At 63.1% G+C, this 23,630-nt stretch carries 20 protein-coding genes and 1 pseudogene; 9 read left to right on the top strand and 12 right to left on the bottom strand.

The features are described 5' to 3' along the window. Positions 1 to 39: 39 nt before the first annotated feature. From AC1DR1_RS19955 to AC1DR1_RS19945, 3 genes and pseudogenes are all read right to left on the bottom strand, one after another. The gene (locus AC1DR1_RS19955) at positions 40 to 1,752 is read right to left on the bottom strand and encodes an esterase/lipase family protein (RefSeq protein ID WP_476993165.1); all 1,713 of its coding nucleotides are present in this window, start codon (positions 1,750 to 1,752) and stop codon (positions 40 to 42) included. A gap of 230 nt (positions 1,753 to 1,982) precedes the next feature. Further along, positions 1,983 to 2,771, bottom strand: a complete 789-nt coding sequence (locus tag AC1DR1_RS19950) for a hypothetical protein (RefSeq protein ID WP_476993164.1) — start codon at positions 2,769 to 2,771, stop codon at positions 1,983 to 1,985. Positions 2,772 to 3,730: 959 nt separating this feature from the next. Beyond that, positions 3,731 to 4,039, bottom strand: a pseudogene (locus AC1DR1_RS19945) (ATPase, T2SS/T4P/T4SS family); the annotation flags it as partial. Between the two features lie 65 nt (positions 4,040 to 4,104). On the opposite strand from AC1DR1_RS19945, the gene AC1DR1_RS19940 reads away from it, so the two are divergent. Then, positions 4,105 to 4,386 carry a hypothetical protein gene (locus AC1DR1_RS19940; RefSeq protein WP_476993163.1) on the top strand — a complete coding sequence of 94 codons (282 nt, stop codon included), beginning with the start codon at positions 4,105 to 4,107 and terminating at the stop codon, positions 4,384 to 4,386. A 308-nt stretch (positions 4,387 to 4,694) separates the two neighbouring features. Here AC1DR1_RS19940 and ltrA read toward each other — a convergent pair whose 3' ends face one another. Together ltrA and AC1DR1_RS19930 are read right to left on the bottom strand one after the other, a co-directional pair. Continuing rightward, the gene (ltrA, locus tag AC1DR1_RS19935) at positions 4,695 to 5,837 is read right to left on the bottom strand and encodes a group II intron reverse transcriptase/maturase (protein ID WP_476993162.1); all 1,143 of its coding nucleotides are present in this window, start codon (positions 5,835 to 5,837) and stop codon (positions 4,695 to 4,697) included. A gap of 865 nt (positions 5,838 to 6,702) precedes the next feature. Beyond that, positions 6,703 to 6,906, bottom strand: a complete 204-nt coding sequence (locus AC1DR1_RS19930) for a cold-shock protein (protein WP_011690916.1) — start codon at positions 6,904 to 6,906, stop codon at positions 6,703 to 6,705. 341 nt (positions 6,907 to 7,247) lie between these two features. On the opposite strand from AC1DR1_RS19930, the gene AC1DR1_RS19925 reads away from it, so the two are divergent. Next, positions 7,248 to 7,631, top strand: a complete 384-nt coding sequence (locus AC1DR1_RS19925; RefSeq protein WP_476993161.1) for a TfoX/Sxy family protein — start codon at positions 7,248 to 7,250, stop codon at positions 7,629 to 7,631. Positions 7,632 to 7,671: 40 nt separating this feature from the next. On the opposite strand, the gene AC1DR1_RS19920 is transcribed toward AC1DR1_RS19925, so the two are convergent. After that, complete coding sequence (locus tag AC1DR1_RS19920) at positions 7,672 to 8,409, bottom strand: hypothetical protein (RefSeq protein WP_476993160.1); 738 nt, start codon at positions 8,407 to 8,409, stop codon at positions 7,672 to 7,674. 230 nt (positions 8,410 to 8,639) lie between these two features. On the opposite strand from AC1DR1_RS19920, the gene AC1DR1_RS19915 reads away from it, so the two are divergent. The 5 genes from AC1DR1_RS19915 (at position 8,640) to AC1DR1_RS19895 (ending at position 16,217) form a co-directional block, all read left to right on the top strand. Continuing rightward, positions 8,640 to 9,218: an HNH endonuclease gene (locus AC1DR1_RS19915; protein ID WP_476993159.1), complete on the top strand. Its 579-nt coding sequence runs from the start codon at positions 8,640 to 8,642 to the stop codon at positions 9,216 to 9,218. 139 nt (positions 9,219 to 9,357) lie between these two features. Continuing rightward, the gene (locus AC1DR1_RS19910) at positions 9,358 to 10,800 is read left to right on the top strand and encodes a DUF3375 domain-containing protein (protein ID WP_476967085.1); all 1,443 of its coding nucleotides are present in this window, start codon (positions 9,358 to 9,360) and stop codon (positions 10,798 to 10,800) included. 65 nt (positions 10,801 to 10,865) lie between these two features. Next, entirely contained in the window at positions 10,866 to 11,492 is a 627-nt protein-coding gene (locus AC1DR1_RS19905; RefSeq protein WP_476993158.1) for a DUF4194 domain-containing protein, read from the top strand. Next, the gene (locus AC1DR1_RS19900) at positions 11,489 to 14,896 is read left to right on the top strand and encodes an ATP-binding protein (RefSeq protein ID WP_476993157.1); all 3,408 of its coding nucleotides are present in this window, start codon (positions 11,489 to 11,491) and stop codon (positions 14,894 to 14,896) included. Before AC1DR1_RS19905 ends, AC1DR1_RS19900 begins: the two co-directional genes overlap by 4 nt. Before the next feature lie 82 nt (positions 14,897 to 14,978). Next, positions 14,979 to 16,217 (top strand): Wadjet anti-phage system protein JetD domain-containing protein, encoded by a 1,239-nt coding sequence (locus AC1DR1_RS19895; protein WP_476993156.1) that lies wholly within the window; start codon positions 14,979 to 14,981, stop codon positions 16,215 to 16,217. A 5-nt stretch (positions 16,218 to 16,222) separates the two neighbouring features. Here the strand turns inward: AC1DR1_RS19895 and AC1DR1_RS19890 are convergent, their stop codons facing one another. Together AC1DR1_RS19890 and AC1DR1_RS19885 are read right to left on the bottom strand one after the other, a co-directional pair. After that, positions 16,223 to 16,549, bottom strand: coding sequence for a type II toxin-antitoxin system PemK/MazF family toxin (locus tag AC1DR1_RS19890; protein ID WP_476993155.1), 327 nt, complete (start codon positions 16,547 to 16,549; stop codon positions 16,223 to 16,225). Further along, positions 16,546 to 16,749, bottom strand: coding sequence for an antitoxin MazE family protein (locus AC1DR1_RS19885; protein WP_091564276.1), 204 nt, complete (start codon positions 16,747 to 16,749; stop codon positions 16,546 to 16,548). The genes AC1DR1_RS19890 and AC1DR1_RS19885 overlap by 4 nt, the downstream gene beginning before the upstream one ends. 277 nt (positions 16,750 to 17,026) lie before the next feature. Here AC1DR1_RS19885 and AC1DR1_RS19880 point away from each other — a divergent pair, with 277 nt between their 5' ends. Continuing rightward, positions 17,027 to 18,292, top strand: a complete 1,266-nt coding sequence (locus AC1DR1_RS19880) for a flavin-containing monooxygenase (protein WP_476993154.1) — start codon at positions 17,027 to 17,029, stop codon at positions 18,290 to 18,292. 22 nt (positions 18,293 to 18,314) lie between these two features. Here the strand turns inward: AC1DR1_RS19880 and AC1DR1_RS19875 are convergent, their stop codons facing one another. Beyond that, positions 18,315 to 19,082 carry a hypothetical protein gene (locus AC1DR1_RS19875; RefSeq protein ID WP_476993153.1) on the bottom strand — a complete coding sequence of 256 codons (768 nt, stop codon included), beginning with the start codon at positions 19,080 to 19,082 and terminating at the stop codon, positions 18,315 to 18,317. A gap of 253 nt (positions 19,083 to 19,335) precedes the next feature. Between AC1DR1_RS19875 and AC1DR1_RS19870 the strand changes: the two genes are divergently transcribed. Beyond that, on the top strand, positions 19,336 to 20,121 hold the full coding sequence (locus AC1DR1_RS19870; protein ID WP_476993152.1) for a GntR family transcriptional regulator: 786 nt from the start codon (positions 19,336 to 19,338) through the stop codon (positions 20,119 to 20,121). A gap of 33 nt (positions 20,122 to 20,154) precedes the next feature. Here the strand turns inward: AC1DR1_RS19870 and AC1DR1_RS19865 are convergent, their stop codons facing one another. The 3 genes from AC1DR1_RS19865 to AC1DR1_RS19855 all read right to left on the bottom strand — a co-directional run. Beyond that, positions 20,155 to 21,405 carry a S8 family serine peptidase gene (locus AC1DR1_RS19865; protein WP_476993151.1) on the bottom strand — a complete coding sequence of 417 codons (1,251 nt, stop codon included), beginning with the start codon at positions 21,403 to 21,405 and terminating at the stop codon, positions 20,155 to 20,157. A gap of 162 nt (positions 21,406 to 21,567) precedes the next feature. After that, on the bottom strand, positions 21,568 to 22,533 hold the full coding sequence (locus AC1DR1_RS19860; RefSeq protein ID WP_476993150.1) for a nucleoside hydrolase: 966 nt from the start codon (positions 22,531 to 22,533) through the stop codon (positions 21,568 to 21,570). A 45-nt stretch (positions 22,534 to 22,578) separates the two neighbouring features. Next, positions 22,579 to 23,630: MFS transporter (locus AC1DR1_RS19855; protein WP_476993149.1), on the bottom strand; the 1,052-nt coding region annotated here is incomplete at its 5' end.

Below are 23,630 nucleotides of genomic sequence, written 5' to 3'. Positions count from 1 at the left end.
ACCCCTTTATCCGCTGCCGTGAACGGGGACTTAGTGATGTCATGCCTGATTAATTATTACAAGCAAGTAGGCCGCCCCTCCGAGCAAGATAATAGGTAAAGGCGCGGCCATTATTATGGCGGCAGCGAGTGCTACCAGTCCCAAAATCATCCAAGGCCGAAATACTACGCCCAAGACCCTGCTGACCAAGCTAAAAATCAGCACCTTCTTCGCGGGCGGCGCCTCGTGGTCAGCGCCGGATCGGATGAATTCGGCTATCTCAGTCAATCGCTTGCGAACGACGAGTGCCTTCTCCTCGCGGCTTGCCTTGGGCTCAAGCATGTTGCCGTGTCCACCTTCGTAGGATCGGACATGCTCGGTAAGGACAGCATCATACTGATCAAAGCCGGAGAACCCTCCCGTACCAATGTCAGGGCTCGTGCCGCTAAGTATTGATGCCAGGATGCCGACCGGCACATCGTGACGCGCTCCGTCGCTATGAATACGGCCATCCATCCAAGTGCCCCCGGGCGTGTAGTGGCCGACTTGCAGACGGCCTACGACCTTGTTCCAGTCATAGTTCTTGGGCAGAACCGAGGCCGCTAGATAGATGCGCCTAAAGCGCATACTCGGGACCTTAAGTAGACAACGACCTAACATATAGGTTCCGTTGCTGTGGCCGGCAAAATACATGTTGTTCGGGTTGTGGGTTATGAACTTGTCGGAGTACCACATGAGTAAGTTGCGCGTATTGCGCCTGCGAATCCAAGGTTTCGCAAAATCGATTGAGCCGAAGTACCCGTATGTCGGTGTCACGATGTCGGACTCACTAAATGTCCCTGCACTGCCGTTCGCGGGGGCAAGGACGAGGTTTTTGAGCAGGCTCACCCAGTCTTCACTCTTGGAGGATCGAATACCGTGAATTATGAAGACGACTGGATGTGGAGACTCCTCTCGCAAATCACTCATCTCCGGAACGGAACCCAAAACTGCCCTGCGCAGATATTCGTACCTCTCACTCAAGGTGCCGCCACTGCTTATGTCAATAAGGTCATCGTGGCCGGAGTCCGGCACAGTGAGCGCAGCGGCATTCCGCATGAACTCGGGATCTAGAATATCACTCTGCGATATAACTTCGTCGCGGTCCCCCAACAGCTGTACAACTTCCAAGGACGGATTTACTGCGCGATCGGATGCTTCCAGATTTCCAATAAATTCAAACCACCGAAGCCGCAGATCGGTAATGTATTCGGACCCTGCCTCGAAATGTTCGACCATGAAGGCACCAAGCATCGACAAACACTTTGCGAGTCTCCGCTGAAGGGGGTCCAGATTATCGAGGACATAACCGCGGTTTGGGCTGGCCAGAAGAACCACTCGCGAAACACGTTCGGTCCACGGAGTCACGCCAGGGACGACCCTACCCTCCGCAGTTTGCCGATCGCTGTCGAGCATGAGTGCGTCACGAACCAGCAGCCCACCAAGGCTATGTCCGACCAAAATTATGTTTTCAGGACAGTTCGACTCCCCATTCTCACCGGCCCATGACCGTATCCTGGCAGCGAGCTTTCGAACCTCTCCTGCGACGTCCATTCTGCTGAAAAGACCAATCTGGTGGGCGTAAGTCTCGATCTGCCAATCCTTGAGCTTTGGCTCTTTTGCGAGTGCATCAAGTAACGCACGCGAGTTTCCGGGTCGGTATTGGATGCCAGGAACATAGATCAGAAGCCCAGACGCGTTACTATCGGTAATCTCGTCACGCTGTTGCGACAAAGCTTCCCCCTCAGGTTACATTCCATCTGATTGCTTTGCAGGCCTGGATTAGATAGCCCAAAGTGTGCTCCAGCACGCCACCGCTGCGCAAGAGTTCGCAGCCCGCTTCTGAGTAAATCTCGACGTTCATGGGATCCCCTTAGCGCCTTAAGGTCTGAACGTATCCAGGTTCCTATGGTTTAGGGTCTCAGTGGTTCCAAATACAGACCCCGACCTCGGATGGCGCCGCGCTAATGACCGACCGCGGATAGTCGCCGCTGGAGCTGAGCAGCGCTGTAACGCTCGTTGTCCAAGAAAAACGGCTTACCCGGTTCCTCCTCGTACCCGGGTCCAGCACCTATGCCCACCTGAATATCCTGGGTCTTGGAAAATTTCGCGAGAAGAATGCGGTCGTCTTCATTCGCTTCATCCTCAGACACGATGTCTAACCTGACGGTCGTGCTCTTGTCTCCTGCAAGGACACTTGCCTCGATAGCGCCCAAGTAGTCCTCGGGCGTTTCGATGAATAAATCAAGCTGTGCCGATTCGCCTGCGTCCAAGTCGTAAGCGACCGGGGCGCCCCCGTCGAACAGCTTCACCTCTGGGTTGCCCTTGTGAGGTTCATCGTCACTCCAGACTGCAATGGAGCGGTTGTCCGCCGGTAGTATGCCTGCCTGGCGAAAAACCGCGCCTCCGATAGGAATAATGCAGCGAACTGCAACGAGAGGGACGACGGGGCTTCTCACCTCGCCCTTGGTCTTGAAGTCGCGAACGGTGATGCCGCCCGACTCAGCCTCGTTCCGAAGGCTTACTGAAAGGTAGGTGACATACGGAGTCCCGTGTCGTCTCAGCCACTTATGCTGTTCCTCGCTACACACCCTGACCCCGGGCATATTGGGCTGGTCCACCAAATCGGAGGGAAATTCATCAAAAGGTGCATCCACGGGGACCGCGTAGTCGCCCAATGAGTATGCGACGCTGCCCGCTTCGATCTTCAGTGTGCTGGCATCGCCGGTTCGGGTGGATATCAATTGACTCAATTGAACTAGCCCACCCGCCAGCCCAACGAGAACAGCCAGGCCAGCGACGGCTGGCCACCCCTTGCGTAGCAGCTGAAGCCACCGCGGCGGTGGCCCACTTTTCGAAGCGGCAGGCACCCGCTCGGGCGTGCTAGCAGCTTCAGGCACCCTTTCTGAGTCCATTCGGCCAGCCGTTCTACGCATCGACGCTGATTCCGCAATCTTCCTCGCCGATCACCTACTTGGCAACCAAAAGCCGGCCAAACAATTGGCTTCGCACCATTTACTATTCAGACAGCCGTGACCAGCTTCCACGAGAAGTACGGCCACCCAATTCGCGGCACACCGACCGGCCATATTCGGCACGTCCGCAGCCTTCGCCTTGGGCTTGGGAAGGCAAACAAGGAAAACCAAACCGTTTAGGACAATCTAGGCAAGAGTGTACAGACCGTCCTGATGGGTGACCAGCAGTAGAGAAACGGACAGCGTGAAGAACGACAGATGGGACACGAATCTTCTCGCTTTCGCATTCGGCGTGCTTCCTCGGCCGTCCGCCGTGCTCTCCATGCGGTTATGGGTGGGCTCCGATCAGGCTGACATAGTCAACCGATCCCTGTAGACCTCAAGGTGCCCATACTTGCCGAATTGAACAGCACGCCACGTCGGAAACGGTGGACGCCCGCTTGGAAGTGAAGGGAGCGACAGTCGTAGAACTTCCGCCGACCCTCTTGCCCAAGGGGTACGAGTTACAGGCCGTATACATTTGTGACGGTCAGCCCGACCCCAAGTTCAGGATTGAGCTTGCGGACATTGCTCTCAGGGATGAAACTCGTAACGCTGCGCGCTGGTCAACCAGTCGGCATGCAAAAGTGGCCGGGGCAACAATAGCCCTAGCAGGCACGCTTATTGGCATCGGCTCTTACTTCATCGACTTCGCAACCATGACCCCGGGCCCCCTGGGACCTTTAGGCCCTGATCCACGCGTTGCGCTGTGCTTCAGTCAACTTCGGCAACCCCGAATTCAAAGCAATGAGCATTTCCAGACTCCGCCTCCCTGCCTTCACCGACCACCAGCCGGTCCGGTCGCATGCGCAAGGCCTCCTTGACGAGCCGCCGCAGCGGAATCTCACCCTGCTCCTCCAGGTTCGGCTGCCGGCACTGAAGACCCACGACATCGCGGAGCGGCAAATTGCAGCTCGAAGATTTCCTCCATCGTGATGACCCGCTCCCGGGTCCCCGATGCTCGCGGCGAGGCAGTTGAGCATGGTGGTTTTAGCCGGCCAAGTCGCCATAGCTGTCCGCCACTTAAGCAGCAGTGGGCCAGTCCTTGGCCCGTCACCCGTATGGTATGGGCATGACGTTCTCTGGTTATGACAAGTCCGAGCCGTATTGGTTGATCAAGATGCGACAGACCGCCCAACAGCGCCCTCGGACGCGTTTCGTGAAGATTCGCTGGATTGAATTGCATCATCTACTTCGGGAACGAGATGCCCTATGGGAAGCGGCCACTCCGACCACCCGCGAAAGGCTTCTGGCCCAGCGAGCGAAGGATAACTACGGCTTCCTGGCGCCGTACGAGCTGGAGGCTTGGGAGGAGTGGCGCGATAAGGAGGACCCTGCCGAGACTGTGTCTTGACATGTAGTGGGATTGCCGGCCGGACTGGCGCCCGAGACGAGGATGTTAAGACTGCTGGCGATGCCCGCGCCGAGAAACCTGGCGGCCTGCGGCATCTGCGTTCCGGCTCTACCAGGTGCTCCAGCCGGCTGGCCTTCACCGAGAACTTGCGGATGTTGATGGCCCAGTGGAGCCGGGTGCCATCTGGGATCACCAGGTGAAGGCGGGAGCCCGATGTTATCTAGCCCTTGTTCGTCCAGATACCCAACTCCCGGACATTGCCTGTGAGTAACTGCCAGGCACTCTCACGAACTCGGTTACGGCCGCTCCTAGTACACGGGGGGTCTGCTCGTGAGCTGTCTTAATCGAGTAGGAGGGCCGGGTTTCCCGGCCCTCCTCTCACACCACCGTACGTGCGGGCCTCGCATACGGCGGTTCGTTAGGTTGTATTGTAGCGACGCCAGGCATCGTGAAGGAACACCAGGCCAAGGGTTTCCCAGTACTCGTTGGGTCAAAGCCCGTTGAAGGATCGGAGAGCCCGCGGTGCGCCAATAGGCTTTGCTGGTCATGCCCCACTCCCACGCCTTGCGCGGTGAGATGCCGAGCTTCCGCAGGTTAGCCACAGGGGTACGCGGTTTCTTCCATTCCTTCCACCGGATTTGTCGCATCCTGCGTCGGAACCACTTGTCCAGCTCCGAAAGTATCTTCAGAGTATCGGCGAGACGGAAATAGCCCATCCAGCCCCGGACAAAGCGGTTCAGCAGCTTGATGCGCTCCCCCATTGAGATGCTCCACTTCCGGGAGGTAAGTTGCTTGATCCTCGCTTTGGCCCGTTTCAGGGCCTTCGGAGCAACCCGCAGCTTCACCCCGGACGCGGAGTAGTAGAAGCCATAGCCCAGCAATGTAGCTCCGCTTGCCGGACTGATCTTCGACTTCTCACGGTTCACCTTCAGTTTCAGATCCTGGTCCAGAGTCTTGGTGCACTGGTTCAGAACCCGCTCGGCTGCCCGTTTGCTCTTGACGAAGACCCGGATGTCGTCGGCATACCGGACGAACCGGTGACCGCGCGACCACATCAGCTGGTCGAAGTCATCGAGCATGATGTTCGATAGCAACGGCGATAGCGGCGACCCCTGCGGGGTCCCCTCCTCCGTCGGCTGCTTCACACCATCGGCCATGATCCCCGCCTCAAGATAGCGTCGGATCAGGCCCAGCAGTCGTTTGTCCTTCACTTTCCGCGCAACACGGGCCATCAGCGCATCGTGGTTCACCCGGTCAAAGAACGCATCCAGATCAACCTCGATCACCCACCGATAACCCTGCCCGACCACAGTCCGGGCGACCCGGACCGCATCATGGGCGCTTTTCTTCGGCCGGAAACCATAAGAAACCGGCACGAACCCCGGATCAAAGACCGGGACCAGCACCTGCGCGATTGCCTGCTGGACCAACCGGTCCAGCACGGCCGGCACACCCAGCTTCCGCTGCCCGCCATCAGGCTTGGAATCATCACCTGACGCACAGGCTGCGGACGGTATGTGCCCGCATCGAGTTGTTCCCGGACACCTGCCCAATGTCCTAAGACCCACGAACGGAGCTCATCCGTACGCGTCCCGTCAGCACTAGGGGCACCCCGGTTCGCCTCGACACGGCGTAACGCGGCCAACAGGTTATCCCGCGAGAACACCAGTTCTCACAGATCCCCCGGACGGCCGCTGACTGCATTACCGGCACGCGCCGGAACATCACTACGCTGAGCACGGCTAGCTCCCGGATTCACCGTTACCTCCCCGTGCTCGCCCGCGACCGCGGGATGGCTGCGATCTGTGTGACGTTCACGAGCAATGCCCGTTCAACATGTCATGTCCCAACGTTCAGCCCTTCCCGGCGAACCTCACGATTCCCGCCGGTACTACGGCCTCGGCTGACTTCTGCCCCATCAGGACGACCCTTAAGGCCACCCCGCTCCAACCGGCAACCCGGATGACGCACTGGGACAGATCTCCCCAGATAAGAACATTCACTTTCCCCCTGCCGCCGCCGCATTTACACACCGGCCGTTTCGATGGGACGGGCTTCACCATCTGTTGCTGGCTCACCCCGACCGGCATGCCTTCTATGCGGTTCGTGTCCCTCGGTGCAGGGATTTGCCTCCGGCTTCCTTCCCACCCCACCTCACGATGACGCAGTTGCCTTAGCTAGAAGTTAAACCACCTTCTCCTACAGAGGACTCACACCTCCAAGCGAATGCCCATGCTGGGCGTACAACAAAAAGCAGGGCCCGTCCGAAGACGGGCCCTGCTCGAAACCTAATGGTCCCGGGTATCTAAATGGAAATTAGATAGCCTGGATGTTGGTGGCCTGGGGACCCTTGGGGCCCTGCTCGGTTTCGAAGGAGACCTTCTGGTTCTCTTCGAGGGAGCGGAAGCCGGAGGAGTTGATCGCAGAGTAGTGTGCGAAAACGTCCTGTGAGGAGTCATCGGGGGAAATGAAGCCGAAGCCCTTTTCAGCGTTAAACCATTTGACGGTACCAGTAGCCATTATTTTTGTCCTTCGTGAAGGTGGAGGAACTGTCCCGACTTTCGGGTCCTCCTGTTTGGGGTGCTCAAAACCGCTGCTTCAGAAGAACATGGGCTTTCGACCATGCGTACTGCCTGAACTACGAACTGCATAAACACAACAACAGGATCTACTGTACAGGAGATTCCGGACACCAATTACCACACCCCGTCGAGCCACCGTCCGCGGCAGCCCGCCCGGCACCGCGCCCGTCCCCCCCGCCCGCACCGACTCCCTGTGGGCAGGCCGCTGTACCGTGCCGGGCCGCGGGCATATCCTGCTGGAAGACCAGCCCGTGACCGTCAGTTACCGGAGGAAGACTCATGGACATGCCCAAAGCTTCCGACGCCGACAAGGAGCACTTCCGCGCGGTGCTTCCCGACCATCCCGACGTGGTCGTCAAGCCGATGTTCGGAAACCTAGGGGCGTTCGTGAACGGCAACATGTTCGCCGGCCTGTTCGGCCCCACCATCGGCGTAAAGCTGGGCCAGACGGACAAGGAAATGCTCGAAAGCACCGAGCGGACCGTTCCGTTCGGGCCGCCTGAGCGCCCCATGGGCGGCTATACCGGATTGCCGGAGATCTGGAATGCCGAAGGTGACGGCGATGAGGCACGGGCCAAGGCCTGGGTGGAGAAAGCATTCGAGCACGTGGCCGGACTGCCGCCGAAGGAGCCGAAGGTTTCTAAGCCCCGGTCCAAAAAGTAGCCGCCGGCTCCGGCCGTTGATTGGATGTGCTGTTAGAAGGCTAGGGCAGGGCAACATTCACGAGTTCTGACCGGCTCCCTGTCTCCAGGTCCTCGGTAAGGACCAGCGCACCGACCTGGGGGCAGTAATACTTATGCTCCCGTGAATTCCTTTCAAGCGGCGTCCAGTCGTAGACCTTGACGCAGTCGGTGTACGTGCCTGACTTTGTGGTGACGGTCTCGCCCGTAGCTACGGTGTCCCGCATGTCTTCCGCGCGACCAACGTAAAATTCCTGCCTGTAGGAGTCACCGACGCGCTGCTCGGCCTTCATCCAGATACCGGCTTCTGCGCCGTCTTTTCCATGGAGAAAGCTGCCGGAGTGGTTCAACAAAATTCCATTACTGTAGTTGTTCACGTCCTCGCCGAAATACCACACGTCGCCGTTTTTGTGTTGCGCCAGGTAATCCCGGGTTTCCTCTACGAGCTGCCCGTTCTTGTACTCCTTATCCAGATAGACCACCGTCTCAACACCCTCTATGGTCATGGTCTCCTGCAGGATTTCGATCTCGATCCTCTCGGTGACTCTTCCTTGCTCGGTGGTCTCGTAAGTCAGTTTTTTGCCGACAGGGAGTGCGAAGTATTTATTGGTGATTTCAGTGGTGAAATCTGCTGGGTTGATCTGCGGGTTGTACTCCGCGGCCCTRCTTCTTTTTGTGTTGTCGAAGACAAATAATGTCGCCCCACCAACAACCAGCAACAGGACGATCACACCAAAGAAGATTTTGGTTCGTCGATTCATGACCTTTCCCACTCCTTCTGAGTAGAAATTCCTTTGGGGGGTCAGAGCACCGTTGCTTGCCCACGGCCATAGAAAAAAGGTAGCGGTGCGCACTGAACCAGAACACCCTTGACGAACACCACGCTTGGAGAGGCACCGCATCCCAGTGGCGCCAGCGAAGGTACGATCTGTCTCAGCGAGCGGGACGCCGCCCGTCTTCATTTTGCCGGAGTCTTTATGGGGGAGACCAAATGCTTGAATTGAAACGCATCTACTGGACGCRCCAATTACTCCGGTTGGCCATGGCCGCATTGACGGTGTGGATGTTCGCCGCTGCCATCCTGTCGCTCGTGGCGCGTTCCGGGAATGTAGCTGCGGATCGACGGCCTAAAACCGTGACTGCCATTTTCGCGGAGATGTTCGGCGGCGTGCTGGCGGCCGTCGGGCTTCCCGGCGTCCTCGCCGTCGTCCTGATCATGATCGTCGCCATCATCCGCGGCCGGGACGTCCTGCGCCGCGACCCGCTCCGGCGCTTCAGCCGCCAGCAGCGCCGCGAAGGCATGTCGCGGGCGGAAGGCCAGTGCGAGATGGAGGCGGGCTTCCGCAGACGTTGCGCCCGTCCTGCGGAACACGGTGACCATTTCTACCCGTGGTCCAAGGGCGGGTCCACGAGCCTGCAGAATTTCGTCGCCGCGTGCAGCAGGTGCAACCGCGCGAAAGGCGCGCAGATCCCGTCGCCGGGCCAGCAGGAAAGACTGGAACGACGACGGCGGACGTACGTAACGCTTGGGGATGCGGTTGCCGTCGGTGAACGGCAGCCGCTCCGCTAGCGACATCTTGCCGTCTTCCGCCATCTGCTATCTGCCGGCGCACGTTGCGGGACGTGGCGACTCCTCGTCCACAGAAAATGTCCGCGGCGCCCTTTAGAGTGAACATAGGACGTGAGGCGGGCAACACCACGAGGACCGGATGGACTACTACGCAATCAACGCCCTGCGCGAAAGCCATGCAGGCTGGTCCCTGCTGCGCGCCCAGAACGCGCCGCTCGCCATCTCGTTTTTCATGGCCGCCTTCACCGGCCCCAACCAGCGCAACCTAGGCCGCCAGCAGCTCATCGACAGCCTGGACGATGTGCTCTTCGGCCTGCGGGATGCCTACGGCGAAGACAAGTTTCCGCGCCGGGCCTCGGAGTACCTAGACGACTGGGCCGCCCCCGAAAGGGCCTGGCTGCGGAAGTACTACATCCAGGGCCAGGACGAGCCCCGCTACGATCTCACCGCGGCCGCGGAAGACGTGGTCCGCTGGGTGGAGGGCCTGCGCGGACGCGACTTCGTGGCCACCCAGTCCCGGCTCACCAGCATCTTTGCCGTCCTGGAGCGGCTGGTCCAGCAGTCGGAGACCGATCCCGAGGTGCGGCTCGCCGAACTGCAGCGGCAGCGCGACGGGATCGACGCCGAGATGCAGCGGATCCGGGACGGCAACATACGCGTCATGACAGGCCCCGAAGCGCTGGACCATTTCCAGCAGCTGACCGCCCTGGCCAAGGACCTCCTCTCGGATTTCCGCGAGGTCGAACAGAACTTCCGGAAGCTGGACCGCCAGGTCCGCGAGCAGATCGCCACCTGGGACGGCACCCAGGGCGAGCTCCTGGAATCGATCTTCGCAAACCAGCAGGACATCAGCAGCTCCCTGCAGGGGCGTACGTTCCAGGGCTTTTGGGACTACCTCATGTCCCCGGAGTCCCGGAGAAAACTGCAGGAACTCCTCCAGCGCGCCACCCAGATCGAGGCCCTTGCCCACGCGGACAACCTCCACGCCGTGGTGAACCTGCACCAGGACTGGCTGCCCGCCGTCGAACAGACCCAGGGCACCGTCCGCCAGCTGTCCCAGCAGATGCGCCGACTGCTCGACGACAAGGTGTTCCTTGAGAACAAGCGCATCATGCAGCTCATCCGGAGCATCGAGTCCGGTGCCCTCGCCACCCGGGAGCAGCCGCCGTCGGGGGACTTCATGACCATTTCGGCCCCGTCAGTGGACATTACGCTGCCTTTCGAACGGCCGCTGTATGAGCCGAGCCGGCGGGTGATGGTGGACGACGACGTCCTCACGGCCGACGACGCGGACGTGGACGCCGGCGCCCTGTTCAGCCAGTTCCACGTGGACAAGGAACGACTCAAGGCCAATATCGACGCAGTCCTCGCCGAGGCGGAACAGACCACCCTCGCGGAGGTCACCGCCGCCTACCCCGTCTCGCAGGGCCTGGCGGAAATTGTGACCTACTACCAGCTGGCCACAGAGTCGGACTGGGCAAGCATCACGCCGGACGCCCTGCAGCAGGTTTCGTGGCAGGCCCCGGACGGCAGCATCCGCGAAGCGACCATCGATCAGATCATCTTCGGAAGGCCAGCATGAACCCGGCGTCGAATTCCCCAAGCACTGCGGAAACGGAAAGCCGGACACCCGAGGAACTTCCCGGTGTGGTCACCCGGCTTTTCAAGGGTGTCCTCTACGCCGAAGGGGACGAGAAGCTCTGGCAGTCGCTGCTGGGCCTGTCCTCCCAGGTCCGCGACTACGTTTCCGTGCTGGGTCTGGACCTGATCCTGGACGAATCCGAGGGCTACGCGTTCCTGAAGTCGCGCGAGGACCCCGATAGCAATCTCCCCCGGCTGATTCCGCGGCGGCAGCTGACCTTCAACGTCAGCCTGTTGCTGGCCCTCCTGCGCGGCCGGATGCTGGAGTTCGACACCAACAGCAGCGAGCTCCGGCTCATCATGACCGAGCAGGACATCGCGGACATGGTCGCCGTCTTCCTGCCCGAATCCAGCAACGAAGCCAGGATCATGGACCGGCTCGCCACCGACATCAAGAAGGTGGTGGACCTCGGTTTTCTGCGCAAACTCCGCGGACAGCCCGGCACATACGAGGTGGCCCGAATCCTCAAGGCGTTCGTGGACGCCCAGTGGCTGGAGGAGTTCGACGCGCGGCTGGCGGACTACCGAGCGACCCTTTCGGGAACAGGGCTTTCGGGAACAGGCCTCGCCGGAGCGGCGCCCGCCAGCGCCGGAACACCGGACGCCAGTGCCGCGGAGGAGGACAGCAAGTGACAGCTGACCTGCAGGACACCCTTTTCAGCCTGGAAGAAAAGACGGACGACGCCGCCACTCCCCCGGGCTTCCGGCTGCACCGTTTGGAGCTGCTGAACTGGGGCACGTTCCACCAGGGCGTGCGGACGTTCCGGCTGGACGGTGCCAACAGCCTCCTTACCGGTGACATCGGCTCCGGGAAGTCGACCGTTGTCGACGCCATCACCACCCTGCTGCTGCCGGCGAACCGGATCGAGTACAACAAGGCGGCCGGAGCGCAGAAGAAGGAGCGCTCGCTGATGTCGTACGTGCGCGGCTTTCACAAGAGCACGCGCAGCACGGGCGGCGAGTACTCCAAGCCGGTGGCACTGCGGGGCACGGGCGCCCTGACCGTAGTGCTCGCCGTTTTCCACAATGCCGTGCTCAACAAGTCGGTCACCCTGGCCATCACGCTGTGGGCAACCCAGGAAGCGGGCCAACCCAGCCGCTTCTACTCGCTTGCTGAGGCGGATCAGTCCATCGCGGCGGACTTCTCAAACTTCGGGCAGGACCCCGCTAAGTTGAAGAAGAAACTCCGCGCTGCCGGTGCAGCCGTCCATGACACCTTCGAGCCCTACGCCGCAGCCTTCAAGCGGCAGTTCGGGATCAGCGGCAACCAAGCCATGGAACTGTTCCACCGCACGGTGTCCATGAAGCAGGTGGAGAACATCACCTCCTTCGTGCGCACCAACATGCTGGAGGAAGACAACGTCGGCGAGCGCATCGGTAACCTCATCCACCATTTCGACGACCTAAAAAGGGCCCACGACGCGGTGCTGCGGGCCAAGGACCAGATCACGCTGCTGACTCCAATCAAAGGGGGCGCAGCACAGCACGCGCAGCTGAGCCGTGAGGACGAGCTGGCGCGCCAGCAGCGGGACCAACTGCATCCCTGGTTCACGGACCGGAGGCTGCAGCTGAGCCTGGAACACCAGTCGGAGCTGACACGCACCGGGGAACGGCTCCAGGAAGACGGCACGAAACTGCGCACCGCAATCACCGGGAAGCGGCACGAGCTGTCCGCCATCCAGGAGGACATCCGCACCAACGGCGGCGGCCGGCTGGCAGCCATCGACGCTGACGTTGCACGGCTGACTGACCAGTCCAGGACCCAGCGGCAGCGCTTCGAGACCTACACTGCAGCAGCCAAGGACCTGGGACTTCGGACCCCGGAAGACCGGGTGCTGTTCGACGCGAACCGGGCACGGCTCGGTAAGGTCGAATCGCAGCTCGGCAACCAGTCCAATGAGCTGCAGGAAGACCGAACGAAGCTCTCCATTACCCGCACCGAACAGACGGCCCGGCTGACCGAGATCGGCGCCGAACTGCGCAGCCTGCAGTCCCGACCCAACCTGCTGCCGCTCCCCCAGCTGGAGCTCCGCCGTCGGCTGTGCGATGGAACGGGAATCGCGGAAACCGCGCTGCCGTATGCCGGCGAACTGCTGCGGGTCCGCGACGGCGAGAGCGCGTGGGAGGGCGCAGCGGAACGCACACTGCACGGCTTCGCCCTGTCCCTGCTCGTCCCGGCAGAACACTATGCGGCGGTCAGCAGTTGGGTGGATGCCAACAACCTGCGCGGCCGGCTGGTCTACCTGAGGATCGGAGAATCCCCCGCGGCCAGGACGGCGGAGCCGCGCACCCTGGCCGCGAAGATCGCCATCAAGCCGGGCACGCCGTTCCGCAACTTCCTGCTGGATGCACTCGTCATCCGGTTCGACCACGTCTGCTGCGACACCCTCGAGGACTTCCGCCGCTACCCGCAGGCGCTGACGGTCAACGGTCAGCTCAAGGGCGGCCGCGGCAGGCACGAAAAGGACGACCGGCGGGAGCTGACGGACCGGCGCAACTATGTGCTCGGCTGGGACAACCACGACAAGATCAGCCGCTTCCTCGCCGAGCAGGACGAGGTCAAGGGCCAGCTCGGGGTCACGGAGACCCAGCTGAAAAAGGTCAACGCCTCCCTGGGCGATCTGGGCCGGCAGAACCAGCAGCTCGGCACCGTGCGCTCGGTTGCGGACTTCGGTGAGATCAGCTGGCAGCTCACGGCCCGGCGGATCGAAGAGCTCAAGGCGGAAACGCTCGAGCTGGAGACCGCCAGCGACGTCCTGAAACAGCTCACGGCCAAGGGGGCCGCCGTGGCTGCGGACCTGGAACGGCTCGAGGACAAGGCCGGCAGGCTGCGCGAGCGCCTGGGCGCCAACGAGAAGGACGCGAAGGACATCGAGGAAGCGATCGATGAATGTCGCGGCATTCTCGCGGAGGCTCCCTTGTCGGACGACGGCGGCGTGCTGGCCGCCGTCGAACAGCTCACCGCCGCTGCACTCGGGGACAAGGCGATCACGTACAAGAACACCGGCACGGCAGAAAGTGCCGTCCGCTCCGGACTGACGGATACCATCGATGCGCTGTCCAAGCGCATCGCCCGGGCGGCCGAGAGCACAGTCCGGCTGATGGCGGATTTCCGCAACAAGTACCCCAACGAGACCACGGACATCGACGCCGCGCTCGAGGCCGCCGCGGACTACAACCGGCTGCTGGAGCAGCTGGTCAGCAATGACCTCCCCCGGTTCGAGGCGCACTTCAAGGAATCGCTGAACCAGAACACCATCCACGAGGTGGTGGCGTTCAACGCATTCCTGGACAGCCGGCGGCAGGACATTGTGAACCGGATCGGCGAGATCAACCAGTCGCTGGCCGGGATCGAATACAACCCCGGCCGTCACATCCAGCTGGAGCATCAGAACACGTCCGACCAGGATGTGCGCGAGTTTGGAGTTGACTTGCGGAACTGCTCGGAGGGGACCATCGGCGACGAGGACCAGTACTCGGAGCAGAAGTATCTGCAGGTGGAGCGGCTGATCGAGCGCTTCCGGGGCCGCGAGGGCCTGACGAATTTGGATGAACGGTGGACCGCGAAGGTCACGGACGTCCGGAACTGGTTCACCTTCTCCGCGTCCGAAAAGTGGACCGAGACCGGCGAGGAGTTTGAGCACTTCACGGATTCCGGCGGTAAGTCCGGCGGCCAGAAGGAGAAGCTGGCCTACACGATCCTCGCCGCGGCCCTGGCGTTCCAGTTCGGGCTGGCTTCCGGCACGGGGAACGGGGCTGGGGGCGCGTCCAAGAATGCGGGCAGCGGCCGCAGTTTCCGGTTTGTGGTGATCGACGAGGCGTTCGGGCGCGGGTCGGATGAGTCCGCGCGGTACGGCCTGCAGCTGTTCCAGCGCATGAAGCTCCAGCTGCTGATCGTCACCCCGCTACAGAAGATCCACGTGATCGAGCCCTTTGTTTCGCATGTGGGGTTCGTGGCGAACACCACCGGCGACGACTCGCAGCTGCGCAACATGACCATCCAGGAATACCGGGACGAACGGGACCGGCGTGCCTAAGCGGCGTCCCGAGGGCCCCGAACCGAGCTTGCGGGGTTTGGGAAGGGACCTCCGCGCTGATGGGCCGAAGAAGTGGACCAGCGTGGCTGACCTGAGCGGGCTGTCACTGAAAGCGTGGAACAACGGCGCACTGTTGCGCGAACTGCTCGAACCCACCGGAGTCTACCCGCGCCGTCGTTCGCTGAAACGCCCGACGGCGGGAGAGTTGCTCAGCGACTACGCTGCGGCCCGAAGCTGGGCGGCTGAGCTGTCCAACACAGCGGGCGCCTACCGTCTGGAAACGGTCGACGTCGGCCGGAACACTATCGGTTCCAACCGGCTTCCGGCGGCGGCGGTTTTCGATACGGCCGAGGATGAGATCGCCTTTGCCGGCAAGACACGCGACGCGGCCCGGTTTCGCGAACTTGTGGCCGGGCTGTCGGAGCTGGACCCCTCAGCCGGAGCGGCATTGCGGAGCTGGGCACTGAAACGCCCGCTGCAGCTTCTGGACCTGCGCGAGTCGGCGCTGACCGCCGCGCGAGTGGCGCTGTGGCTGCGGGACAATGCGTCGCCGGGGATTTATCTGAGGCAGCTGGGCCTGCCCGGGGTGCATACGAAGTTCATCGAGGCGCACCGAAGGATCATCGACGAGATGGCCGCCCTGCTGCGGGCGGGGTCCGCGGATCCGCAGCCGGACCCGGTAAACGTTGAGCCGTTGGCGGCGGAGGCGGCTGACGTCGCGGATACTGCCTTGGTCGGTTCCATGGCTCGCACACCGGCCGCGCGCTTCGCAATGCGCCATGGCTTCCTGCATCCGCCGGAGCTCGTCCGGTTCCGCCTTCTTGATCCCGCAATGAAAGTTCTGGGCGGCGCCCAGGACATCACGGTGACGGCCGAGGCATTCAGCACACTGCAATTGCCGGCGCACACCGTGATCGCAACAGAGAACCAGGTCAATTTCCTCGCGCTGCCCGATCGGCCGGGCACGCTGGCCCTCTACGGTGGCGGGTACGGTTTTTCGTCACTGCGTGATGCGGCCTGGCTCCGGAACTGCGAGGTCTTGTATTGGGGCGACATCGATACGCACGGCTTCCGGATCCTGGACCAGCTGCGCGCAGTGCATCCCCACGTGGCCAGCGTGCTGATGGACAAGGAGACGTTGCTGGCCCACCGGGATGCCTGGGGCAGAGAGCCGTCGCCGTCGCGGGCAGCCCTGACCCGGCTGACCGCTGAAGAAGCCGTGCTCTATGAGGCGCTTGGGAATGACAGCTACGGATCAGCCGTTCGCCTCGAACAGGAGCTGATCCGCTGGGACTGGGCGCTCGAACGCCTCTATGGCTGAACCAGTCAACGCCCCAGCCCAAGAAAGACGGCAAGGGACTGCTCAACGGCAACCATGGTCTTGGAATCTATTCGGCCTATCCGCTGCCCGAGGTTGGCACGCCGCACTGTTGTGGGCTTGTCCACCATGATCTGGCTGAGTTGCTTCAAGCCGGTGAGCTGTCCGGGGTCAACTGTGAGCCTCAGCAGCGGAGCATCCGTCAGGTGAGTCGTTAGCGGCAGAAGGGTGACCGACTCCGAGGCCGCAAACAGGTCATCCTGGATTATGAGTGCTGGCCTGGGTTTCTGCGTATATGTTCCCCCCGAAACCGTCCACAGCTCACCGCGATTCACTCCGGCCAGTCTTCCGCAATCTGTTCGATGAAGTCTTGGTCGTCGCTGGCATGGTCGGAGGCCGCGACCGCAAGCGCTTGGCGCCGGGCCTCACGCCTAAACTCCTCTGTCCGCGTATCCGGAACCCACATCTGAATCTGCCGGAAGCCTCGCTCTCGCATGGCAGCTCGGTGCCGTGCTACACGATCCCTGACGCTCATAGGTCAATGTTACATGTAACACTCCCAGGGGGCTTGATGCCGTCGGTGGCGGCGCATGTTGGCGACGGTTGCCGCCGGCGGTGCGGGCCGACGCCGTCGTCGGGCACCTGTACGTAGCGACGCTGCGGGCATATCCTGCCAACAAACCCAGCCCTGCACCTTTGCTACGGGAGTAGAACCATGGAGACCCCGACGCCGACCGACGCGGAGAGCGCGTCCGCCCACGTCGCAAGTGCGCCCTTAAAGACGCCAGGACCATAGCCACCAGGAAGTAGCCATGCAGTCCAACTTGGAAGAACCGGACACGAGGGTCAACACCCTGGTGATCGGGGCCGGGCAGGCCGGGCTGGCCACCAGCTACTGGCTCACCCAATTCGGCGTGGAGCACCAGGTCCTGGAGCGGCGGGATGCCCTGGGTGGGGCATGGCAAGACCGGTGGGATTCGTTCTACCTGAACACGCCCAACTTCTCGTTCGTGCTGCCCGGGCTGACGTACGACGGTCCCGAGCCGGACGCCTTCCTCCCCCGCGACGCCGTCATTGACCTGTTCCGCGACTACGCTCAGCGGATCGCCGCGCCCGTGCAGCTGGACACGGAGGCCACCCGGATCGCCAGGGCAGGCGGCCATTTCAGCGTAGAGACCGCCAGCGGGCGCTTCACGGCAGAGAACGTGGTCCTGGCGAACGGTGCCTTCCAGCACCCGCGCATCCCAGCCGCGTCCGCCGGAATCCCGGGGCATGTGCACCAGCTCCACAGCCACGACTACCGTAACCCGCAGCAGCTGCCCGATGGTGCCGTGCTGGTGGTGGGCACCGGGCAGTCCGGCGGCCAGATCACCGAGGACCTGCTGGCCGCCGGCCGTGAAGTTCATTTGTCAGTCTCCTCATGCCCGGAGGCGCCGCGCAGGTACCGCGGCCAGGACACCTTCTACTGGATCCTGCAGATCAACCTGCACGGCCCCACCTACGGCATCAACGGACTCCAGGTGGAGCAGCTCCCCTCCCCCGCCGCCCGCTTCATGTGCAACCCGCTGGTCTCGGGCAACGATGGCGGCCACAGCATCCATCTGCGGGAACTGGGCCGCCGCGGCGTGCGGCTTCACGGCCGCTTCGAGGGAGCGGACGACGGCGCACTCCTCTTCAGCGACGACCTCTCCGGGCGTCTGGAGCTGGTGGAGGCCGGGTTCGGCCAGCGCCTGAAACTGATGGCGGACGCCTACATCGAGGCGGCAGGCATCGACGCGCCGGCTGCCGAAGTGCCCCAGGACGATCTCTGGCTTCCCGCGGAGTCCGGCGCGCGGCTGGACCTGGACGCGGAGAACGTCATGTCCGTCATCTGGGCCACCGGTTACGGCCTGGACTTCAGCTTCCTGGACATCCCGGTGCTGGACCAGTGGAACTATCCCCGGCATTCCCGCGGCGTCACTGAGGTTGCCGGACTGTACGCTGTGGGGCTGCCGTGGCTGACCCGACATGCGTCGGCCACGCTGGCGCTGGTGGGCGAAGACGCCCAGTACGTGGCCGAGCACATCGCCGCCCGGTGAAGGCGGCGTTCCCGAGCGGCGGCTACCCCGCGCACGGCCCGTCGAAGTCAACGGGTGCGGCGAGGCCGGCCGAGCTGAACCATTCCCTGGCCCATGCCTGGACCGAGGGGATCGCGAGTTGCTCGGCAACAAGCTCCGGCGGCCCGTCGAACACGGACTTCCCCTCCTCCAGGAGGTCCCCGGTGCCGCTGCCGGCGAGGAGCCCGAAGAGCGCAGGCTGGTCGAGGAAGGGAAGCTTCCCGCCGTCGCCGTCGGTCAGCACGCCCCAGCGCGAGGTGAACAGCGAAAACTCCTCCGGACGTTCCCCGTGGTCCGCCACGAGCGGGCAGGCTTCGCCGTCGAGCTGGATCCGCCGGTAGTTGGGCTCCGTTTCGTCGAGGGCCATCAGTTGGACATCGTCCAGCCACGAAAGCCAGACCGCTGTGCACTCTCCCATCAGCGGATACGGGGCGGCGGCGATGTAGCCGCCCCTGCTCACGTGGGCGGAGTGGCCAACGGCGATGTTGTGAAGCTGCCCCCGGACCAGCGGCAGGACCGCGCTGACAGGCTGGCGGTAGCTGGCGAATTTCCGCCGCATCACGTCGGCGCTTGAATTCGAGCCGATGGAGACCACCAGGGACCGGGCTTCCAGCGGTGCCGCGCTGGCTTGCGCGAGGGCGTCATCCAGTCCGGCTGAAAGCTCAAGGGACCGGAATTCATTGCCGTTCATGACACCCGAGGCCACGGGCGGGTCCCACGGATACAGCAGCGGATCGAGATGGCCGGCACCGCCGGCCCCGCTCAGTTCCATGGAGGGCTCAGTCCCATGGCGTCAGCCGGGTGAAGCCGTCGGCATCCGGTTGGAGACAAATCAAGGTGGCCCGCTTTCATGGCTCGGGACTTCCAGTGTCCCGCACTTTTGGGAGAACCGGACCTTCGGCATTTAGGGAGCAGGCCAGCCCGCGCCGCTTCGGGGCGAGGCCATTCCGGCAAGTGGGCCTTGTCCAACAAACTAGTAGTACTTGTTACGCTGAGATTCCCAAAGACCACTAAGCGAGGCAAACGTGCACGAGGACGCCGCCAGGTTCCTGTCCCAGCCGGTGGAGGCCCAGCCCGGCTCGCCCCTCCGGGTTGCCGTGTACTCCCGGATCGCCGAGGCCATCCGCAACAACCTGCTGACGCCCGGCTCGATGCTCCCCACCGAAACGGAGCTCGGCGCGGATATGAAGGTCAGCCGCACCGTGGTCCGCGAAGCGTTGATGCTGCTCGAAGAGGACGGTCTGATCCGGGCCCGCCGCGGCGTCGGCCGGTTTGTCGCCGACACCCTCCCCCGCATCGGAATCGAGCGGATCCGCCCGTTCGAGGAAGTCCTTGGCGGCCCCGGGCAGCACATCGAGATCAAACGGATCCAGCGGCAGCGGCAGGCCGCGTCCGAGTTCGTGGCCCCCGGCGTGGGCGTGGAGCCCGGAGCCGACTGCTGGTTTTGGGAGTCGGTCCTGATCCGCGACGGTGAAGCCGTCGCCCACCTGCAGGAAAACATCTCGGCGCTGCCGGTAAGCCTGGGCAGCAGTTCCGCTGCCGCCGCGCCGTTGGAGATCGACGACGGCGGCAGCACCCTGCTCGCGACACTGAACAACCGCTTCGGCCGGGTCCTGGGTCCCGGCGAATGCCAGATCAGCCTGAGCCAGGTGGGGCCCAGCCGGGCCAAGCTGCTCGACTTGCGGGCCCCGGATCCGGTCCTCGTGCTGACGCAGTACGTCAGGCACGCGAACCGGCCCTTCTATCTGGCCAAGTGCCTGATCGCGGCACGCGCCGGGCACCTGTCCGTGATGCAGTCCCTGCAGTCATAGGCCTGCAGTCGCGTTCAGGCTAAGGGCTGTAACCTACCGGACGGCGTTGTCTGCGTTCACCCGGCCATGTTCCCAGTAGGTGCCCGTGCCAGGAATCGTGTCGGCGGTTGATTCGACGTTTGCGCGGACTGACGTGTGCGTGGCGCCAGTATGTGAGCTCCAGGCAAGCGCGGCAACGCCGGCGACAATGGGTGAAGCCATTGAGGTACCGCTGCCTACGTCATACCCCTGCGAGCGGCCGTTCTGCGTACCCAAGTAGAAGGGATGGTTCGGGAAGGTCGAGTAAACATTGACACCGGGCGCTGCGACATCCACCCACTTGGCGCCGTAGGTTGAGAAGGATGCTTTGGCGTCCGTGTTGTCGGTTGCGGCGACGGCAATAACGTTAGGGTATGCGCCTGGGTAGATCTTGGCCTGAGTACCGGCGTTGCCTGCTGCGGCAACTAGTACCGCACCTGCATTCCATGCGTTATTGACGGCAGTTTCGAGGGTGCGTGAAGAGACGCGCTGTCCAAGGCTCATGTTGATCACCTTGGCACCGTTGCTGACGGCCCAGTTGATACCGTTTGCAATGGCTGATGAAGATCCAGAGCCGCTGTCGTTAAGCACTTTGGCATCCAGGATCGTGCAACCCGGGCACACACCAGCCACACCAATCGTGTTGTTGGCGGTGGCGGCAACAATACCGGCCACGTGGGTGCCGTGGCCGTAATTGTCTTCACCGGTTGCCGTACCACTGAAGTTGGCTCGTGCAACAACCTTTGGTGCGATGTCGGGGTTGTCGCTTGCGACACCTGAATCGACAATGGCAACTCTCGTGCCGCCACCGGTTGTGACGGTCCACGCTTCGACGGCGTCGACGTCAGCGTCCGCCTTGCCCGCGGCGACAGTTAGCGTGCTGGCGGTGTTAGTAAATGATTGGCCATTGTTTTGCAGAGCGTACTGGCGAGGGAAATATTCGTCAGCTGTAGCGGCAGTAACGAGCTCGTCCGGCTCGGCGTACTCAACTGCCGGGTTCCGGCTTAAGGCTTCGATGAGTTGAAGTTCTTTGCCGGCCGGTACCTTGATGAGTTGAGCGCCAGTGCTGCCGATACTGGGACCCTCGCTGAGGCCGTGCTGGCGTAGTACGCCGGCTGCCGCGCCATTGTCGCGGAATTTAACCATGATTTGCCCCGCGATGTGTGATGACTGGGTCGTGGTCACTGCGTTGCTCGGGGCTGCCAACGTGATTGCGCCACAGCCTATGATTACCGCCGCGAAACTAGCTATAACGATTCTTTTCATGAGGAGTATCTTGCTTCAATCGGCACTGGCTAGATAGTGCCTGTCGGCAAATTACACGTCGGCTTCCCCATGAAGGGTTGCATTTCCGAGCACCCAGCCAAGCGCGCCGCTGTGCCTGCTCAGGCCAGAGCCGGAACAGGCCCAGCAGCCGCCGTCGTACTTTCAGGAAAGCGTCTGCAGCACCTCCACCAGGTGCGGCGCGAAGTCGCCGTCGAGCTCCAGGACCACCCGGCAGCGGGCGCCGGGCTGCTCAGGGTAGTCCATGTACCGTCCGCGGAGGTCGCAGATGGTCTGGCCGCGGCCCGGGCCGGAAGTCGTGTCGACGTCCACCCTCACCACCGGGGCTACCGCCGCGCTGACGCCGCCCGCCGCGAGGGCCGCCGCGAGCGGGTCGTGCATCGCCGAGCAGGCCCGGCCGAACTGGCTCTCGTAGAAGCGGAAGTAATAGCCCAGCATGCCGCCGAGGGCCTGCGGGACCGGATGGCCCGCGGCGAGCAGTTCCTGCCGGTGGCGTTCCTCGAGCACATTGGACATGGTGACGTCCAGCGGCACCAGGGTCACGTCCCAGTCGGCGGCGAACACCTCCGCGGCGGCTTCGGGGTCGTTGGCGATGTTGGCCTCGGCCACGGCGGTGATGTTCCCGGGCGCGAACGCGGCRCCGCCCATGATGGTGATGTCCTGCACCAGCGCGGGCAGCTCCGGGTCCAAGCGCAGCGCTTCGGCGATATTGGTGAGCGGTCCGATGGCGAGGATCCGCAGCCGCCCGGGGTGTTCATGGGCGAGCCGGACCAGCATCTCGGCGGCGGTTCCGGTCGCCAGCCCGGCGTCGGCCGCTTCCAGCAAGACTTCTCCGATCCCGTTGGCGCCGTGGACGTGCGGGGCGCCACCGTGGAACGCGCCGGCCTGCGGGTCGTGCGCTCCGAGTGCGACGGGGACGTGGGCGTGCCCGGCGAGCTGGAGCAGGTCCAGGGTGTTGCGGGCGCCGACGGCGGCGCTGACGTTGCCGCTGACGGTACCGATCCCCCGGAGGTCCGCCCGCGGCGAGGCGAGCAGGTAGGCCAGGGCAAGGGCGTCGTCGATGCCGGTGTCGCAGTCGAGGTAGAACGGGTGGCTGGTGGGCGTGGTCATTGCTGGGTCTCTCGTTTCGTTGGTAATGGGTGTGATGCGGGTGCGTCAGAGCTTTTCGCCCTTGGGGGCCGCGACGAAGAGGCTGACGAGGAAGGCAGCCGCGGTGATGGCGACCGAAATCCAGAGGGCGGTGGCGTAGCCGGCGGACGTCGCCTGGGCAGCGAACGGTGCCACGAGCACCACGCCGAGACTCGCGCCGATGCCGAAGGAGGCGCCGTTGATGCCGGGCAGGGCGGCGGGTGCTTCCTTGGGTGAGAGCAAGACGGAGAGTCCGTTGATAGCGGTGAGGAAGAGGCCGTTGTAGAAGATGCCGAGGGCTGCGATGGCGATCAGGACGGCGGTCTGGTTATCGGAGAAGGAGGCCGCGGCGATGGCGCAGGCCAGGCTGAGCCCGGTTCCGGCCCGGAGGGTCTTGATCCAGCCGCGGCGGTCGGCGAGCCAGCCGGCCAGGGGTGCGGCGAAGACACCGATCAGCGCGGCGGGGGTCAGGAACAGCAGCGCCGACAGGGAGGCGCTGAGTCCGAAGCCGTGGTGGGTGTCCTGGCTGAGCAGCACCACGGTGAAGTTGATGATGGCGAAGATGCCGGCGAGGGTCAGGACGGTGGTGGCGATGACGGGCCAGACCTGGCGGGAGCGCAGGTGGTGGACGGCGATGAGCGGGTGGTTCCGCTTCTTCTCGATCAGCCAGAAGGCAGTGAAGGACGCGATGGTGCCGGCGAGCAGGGCCAGGGTGCTGGGCGCGGTCCAGCCGGCGGCTGAGCCGCCGGAGACAAAGTAGGTGATGAAGACCAGGAACACGGACAGCGAGCCGGCGCCCCACCAGTCCATGGCTCCGCGTACGTCCTGGGGGCGTCCCTTCGGGACGGTTTTGATGATGCAGGCGGCGGCGATGGCCGTCAGGACGAGCACGACGACGAAGATGGACCGGAAGCCGAGGGTCTCGGCCATGAGGCCGCCGACGTAGCCGTCCGCGCCGCCCACTCCCCCGTTGATGGCGGCGATGATGCCCACGGAGGTGCCGAAGACGCGGGCCTGCAGGTTTTCGCTGAGGACGATGTAGGCGAGCGCGAACACCGCACTGGATACGCCGATACGCC

It is taken from the genome of Arthrobacter sp. P4_F10, assembly GCF_056401435.1.
This window is presented reverse-complemented; position numbering and strand designations above follow the sequence as displayed.

What these genes read in the sequence shown, in the direction of transcription:
- AC1DR1_RS19880 (WP_476993154.1), top strand. Translation starts at nt 17,027, where the DNA reads ATGCAGTCCAACTTGGAAGAACCGGACACGAGGGTCAACACCCTGGTG.
- AC1DR1_RS19910 (WP_476967085.1), top strand. Translation starts at nt 9,358, where the DNA reads ATGGACTACTACGCAATCAACGCCCTGCGCGAAAGCCATGCAGGCTGG.
- AC1DR1_RS19885 (WP_091564276.1), bottom strand. Translation starts at nt 16,749, where the DNA reads ATGAGCGTCAGGGATCGTGTAGCACGGCACCGAGCTGCCATGCGAGAG.
- AC1DR1_RS19940 (WP_476993163.1), top strand. Translation starts at nt 4,105, where the DNA reads ATGACGTTCTCTGGTTATGACAAGTCCGAGCCGTATTGGTTGATCAAG.
- AC1DR1_RS19925 (WP_476993161.1), top strand. Translation starts at nt 7,248, where the DNA reads ATGGACATGCCCAAAGCTTCCGACGCCGACAAGGAGCACTTCCGCGCG.
- AC1DR1_RS19930 (WP_011690916.1), bottom strand. Translation starts at nt 6,906, where the DNA reads ATGGCTACTGGTACCGTCAAATGGTTTAACGCTGAAAAGGGCTTCGGC.
- AC1DR1_RS19875 (WP_476993153.1), bottom strand. Translation starts at nt 19,082, where the DNA reads ATGGAACTGAGCGGGGCCGGCGGTGCCGGCCATCTCGATCCGCTGCTG.
- AC1DR1_RS19865 (WP_476993151.1), bottom strand. Translation starts at nt 21,405, where the DNA reads ATGAAAAGAATCGTTATAGCTAGTTTCGCGGCGGTAATCATAGGCTGT.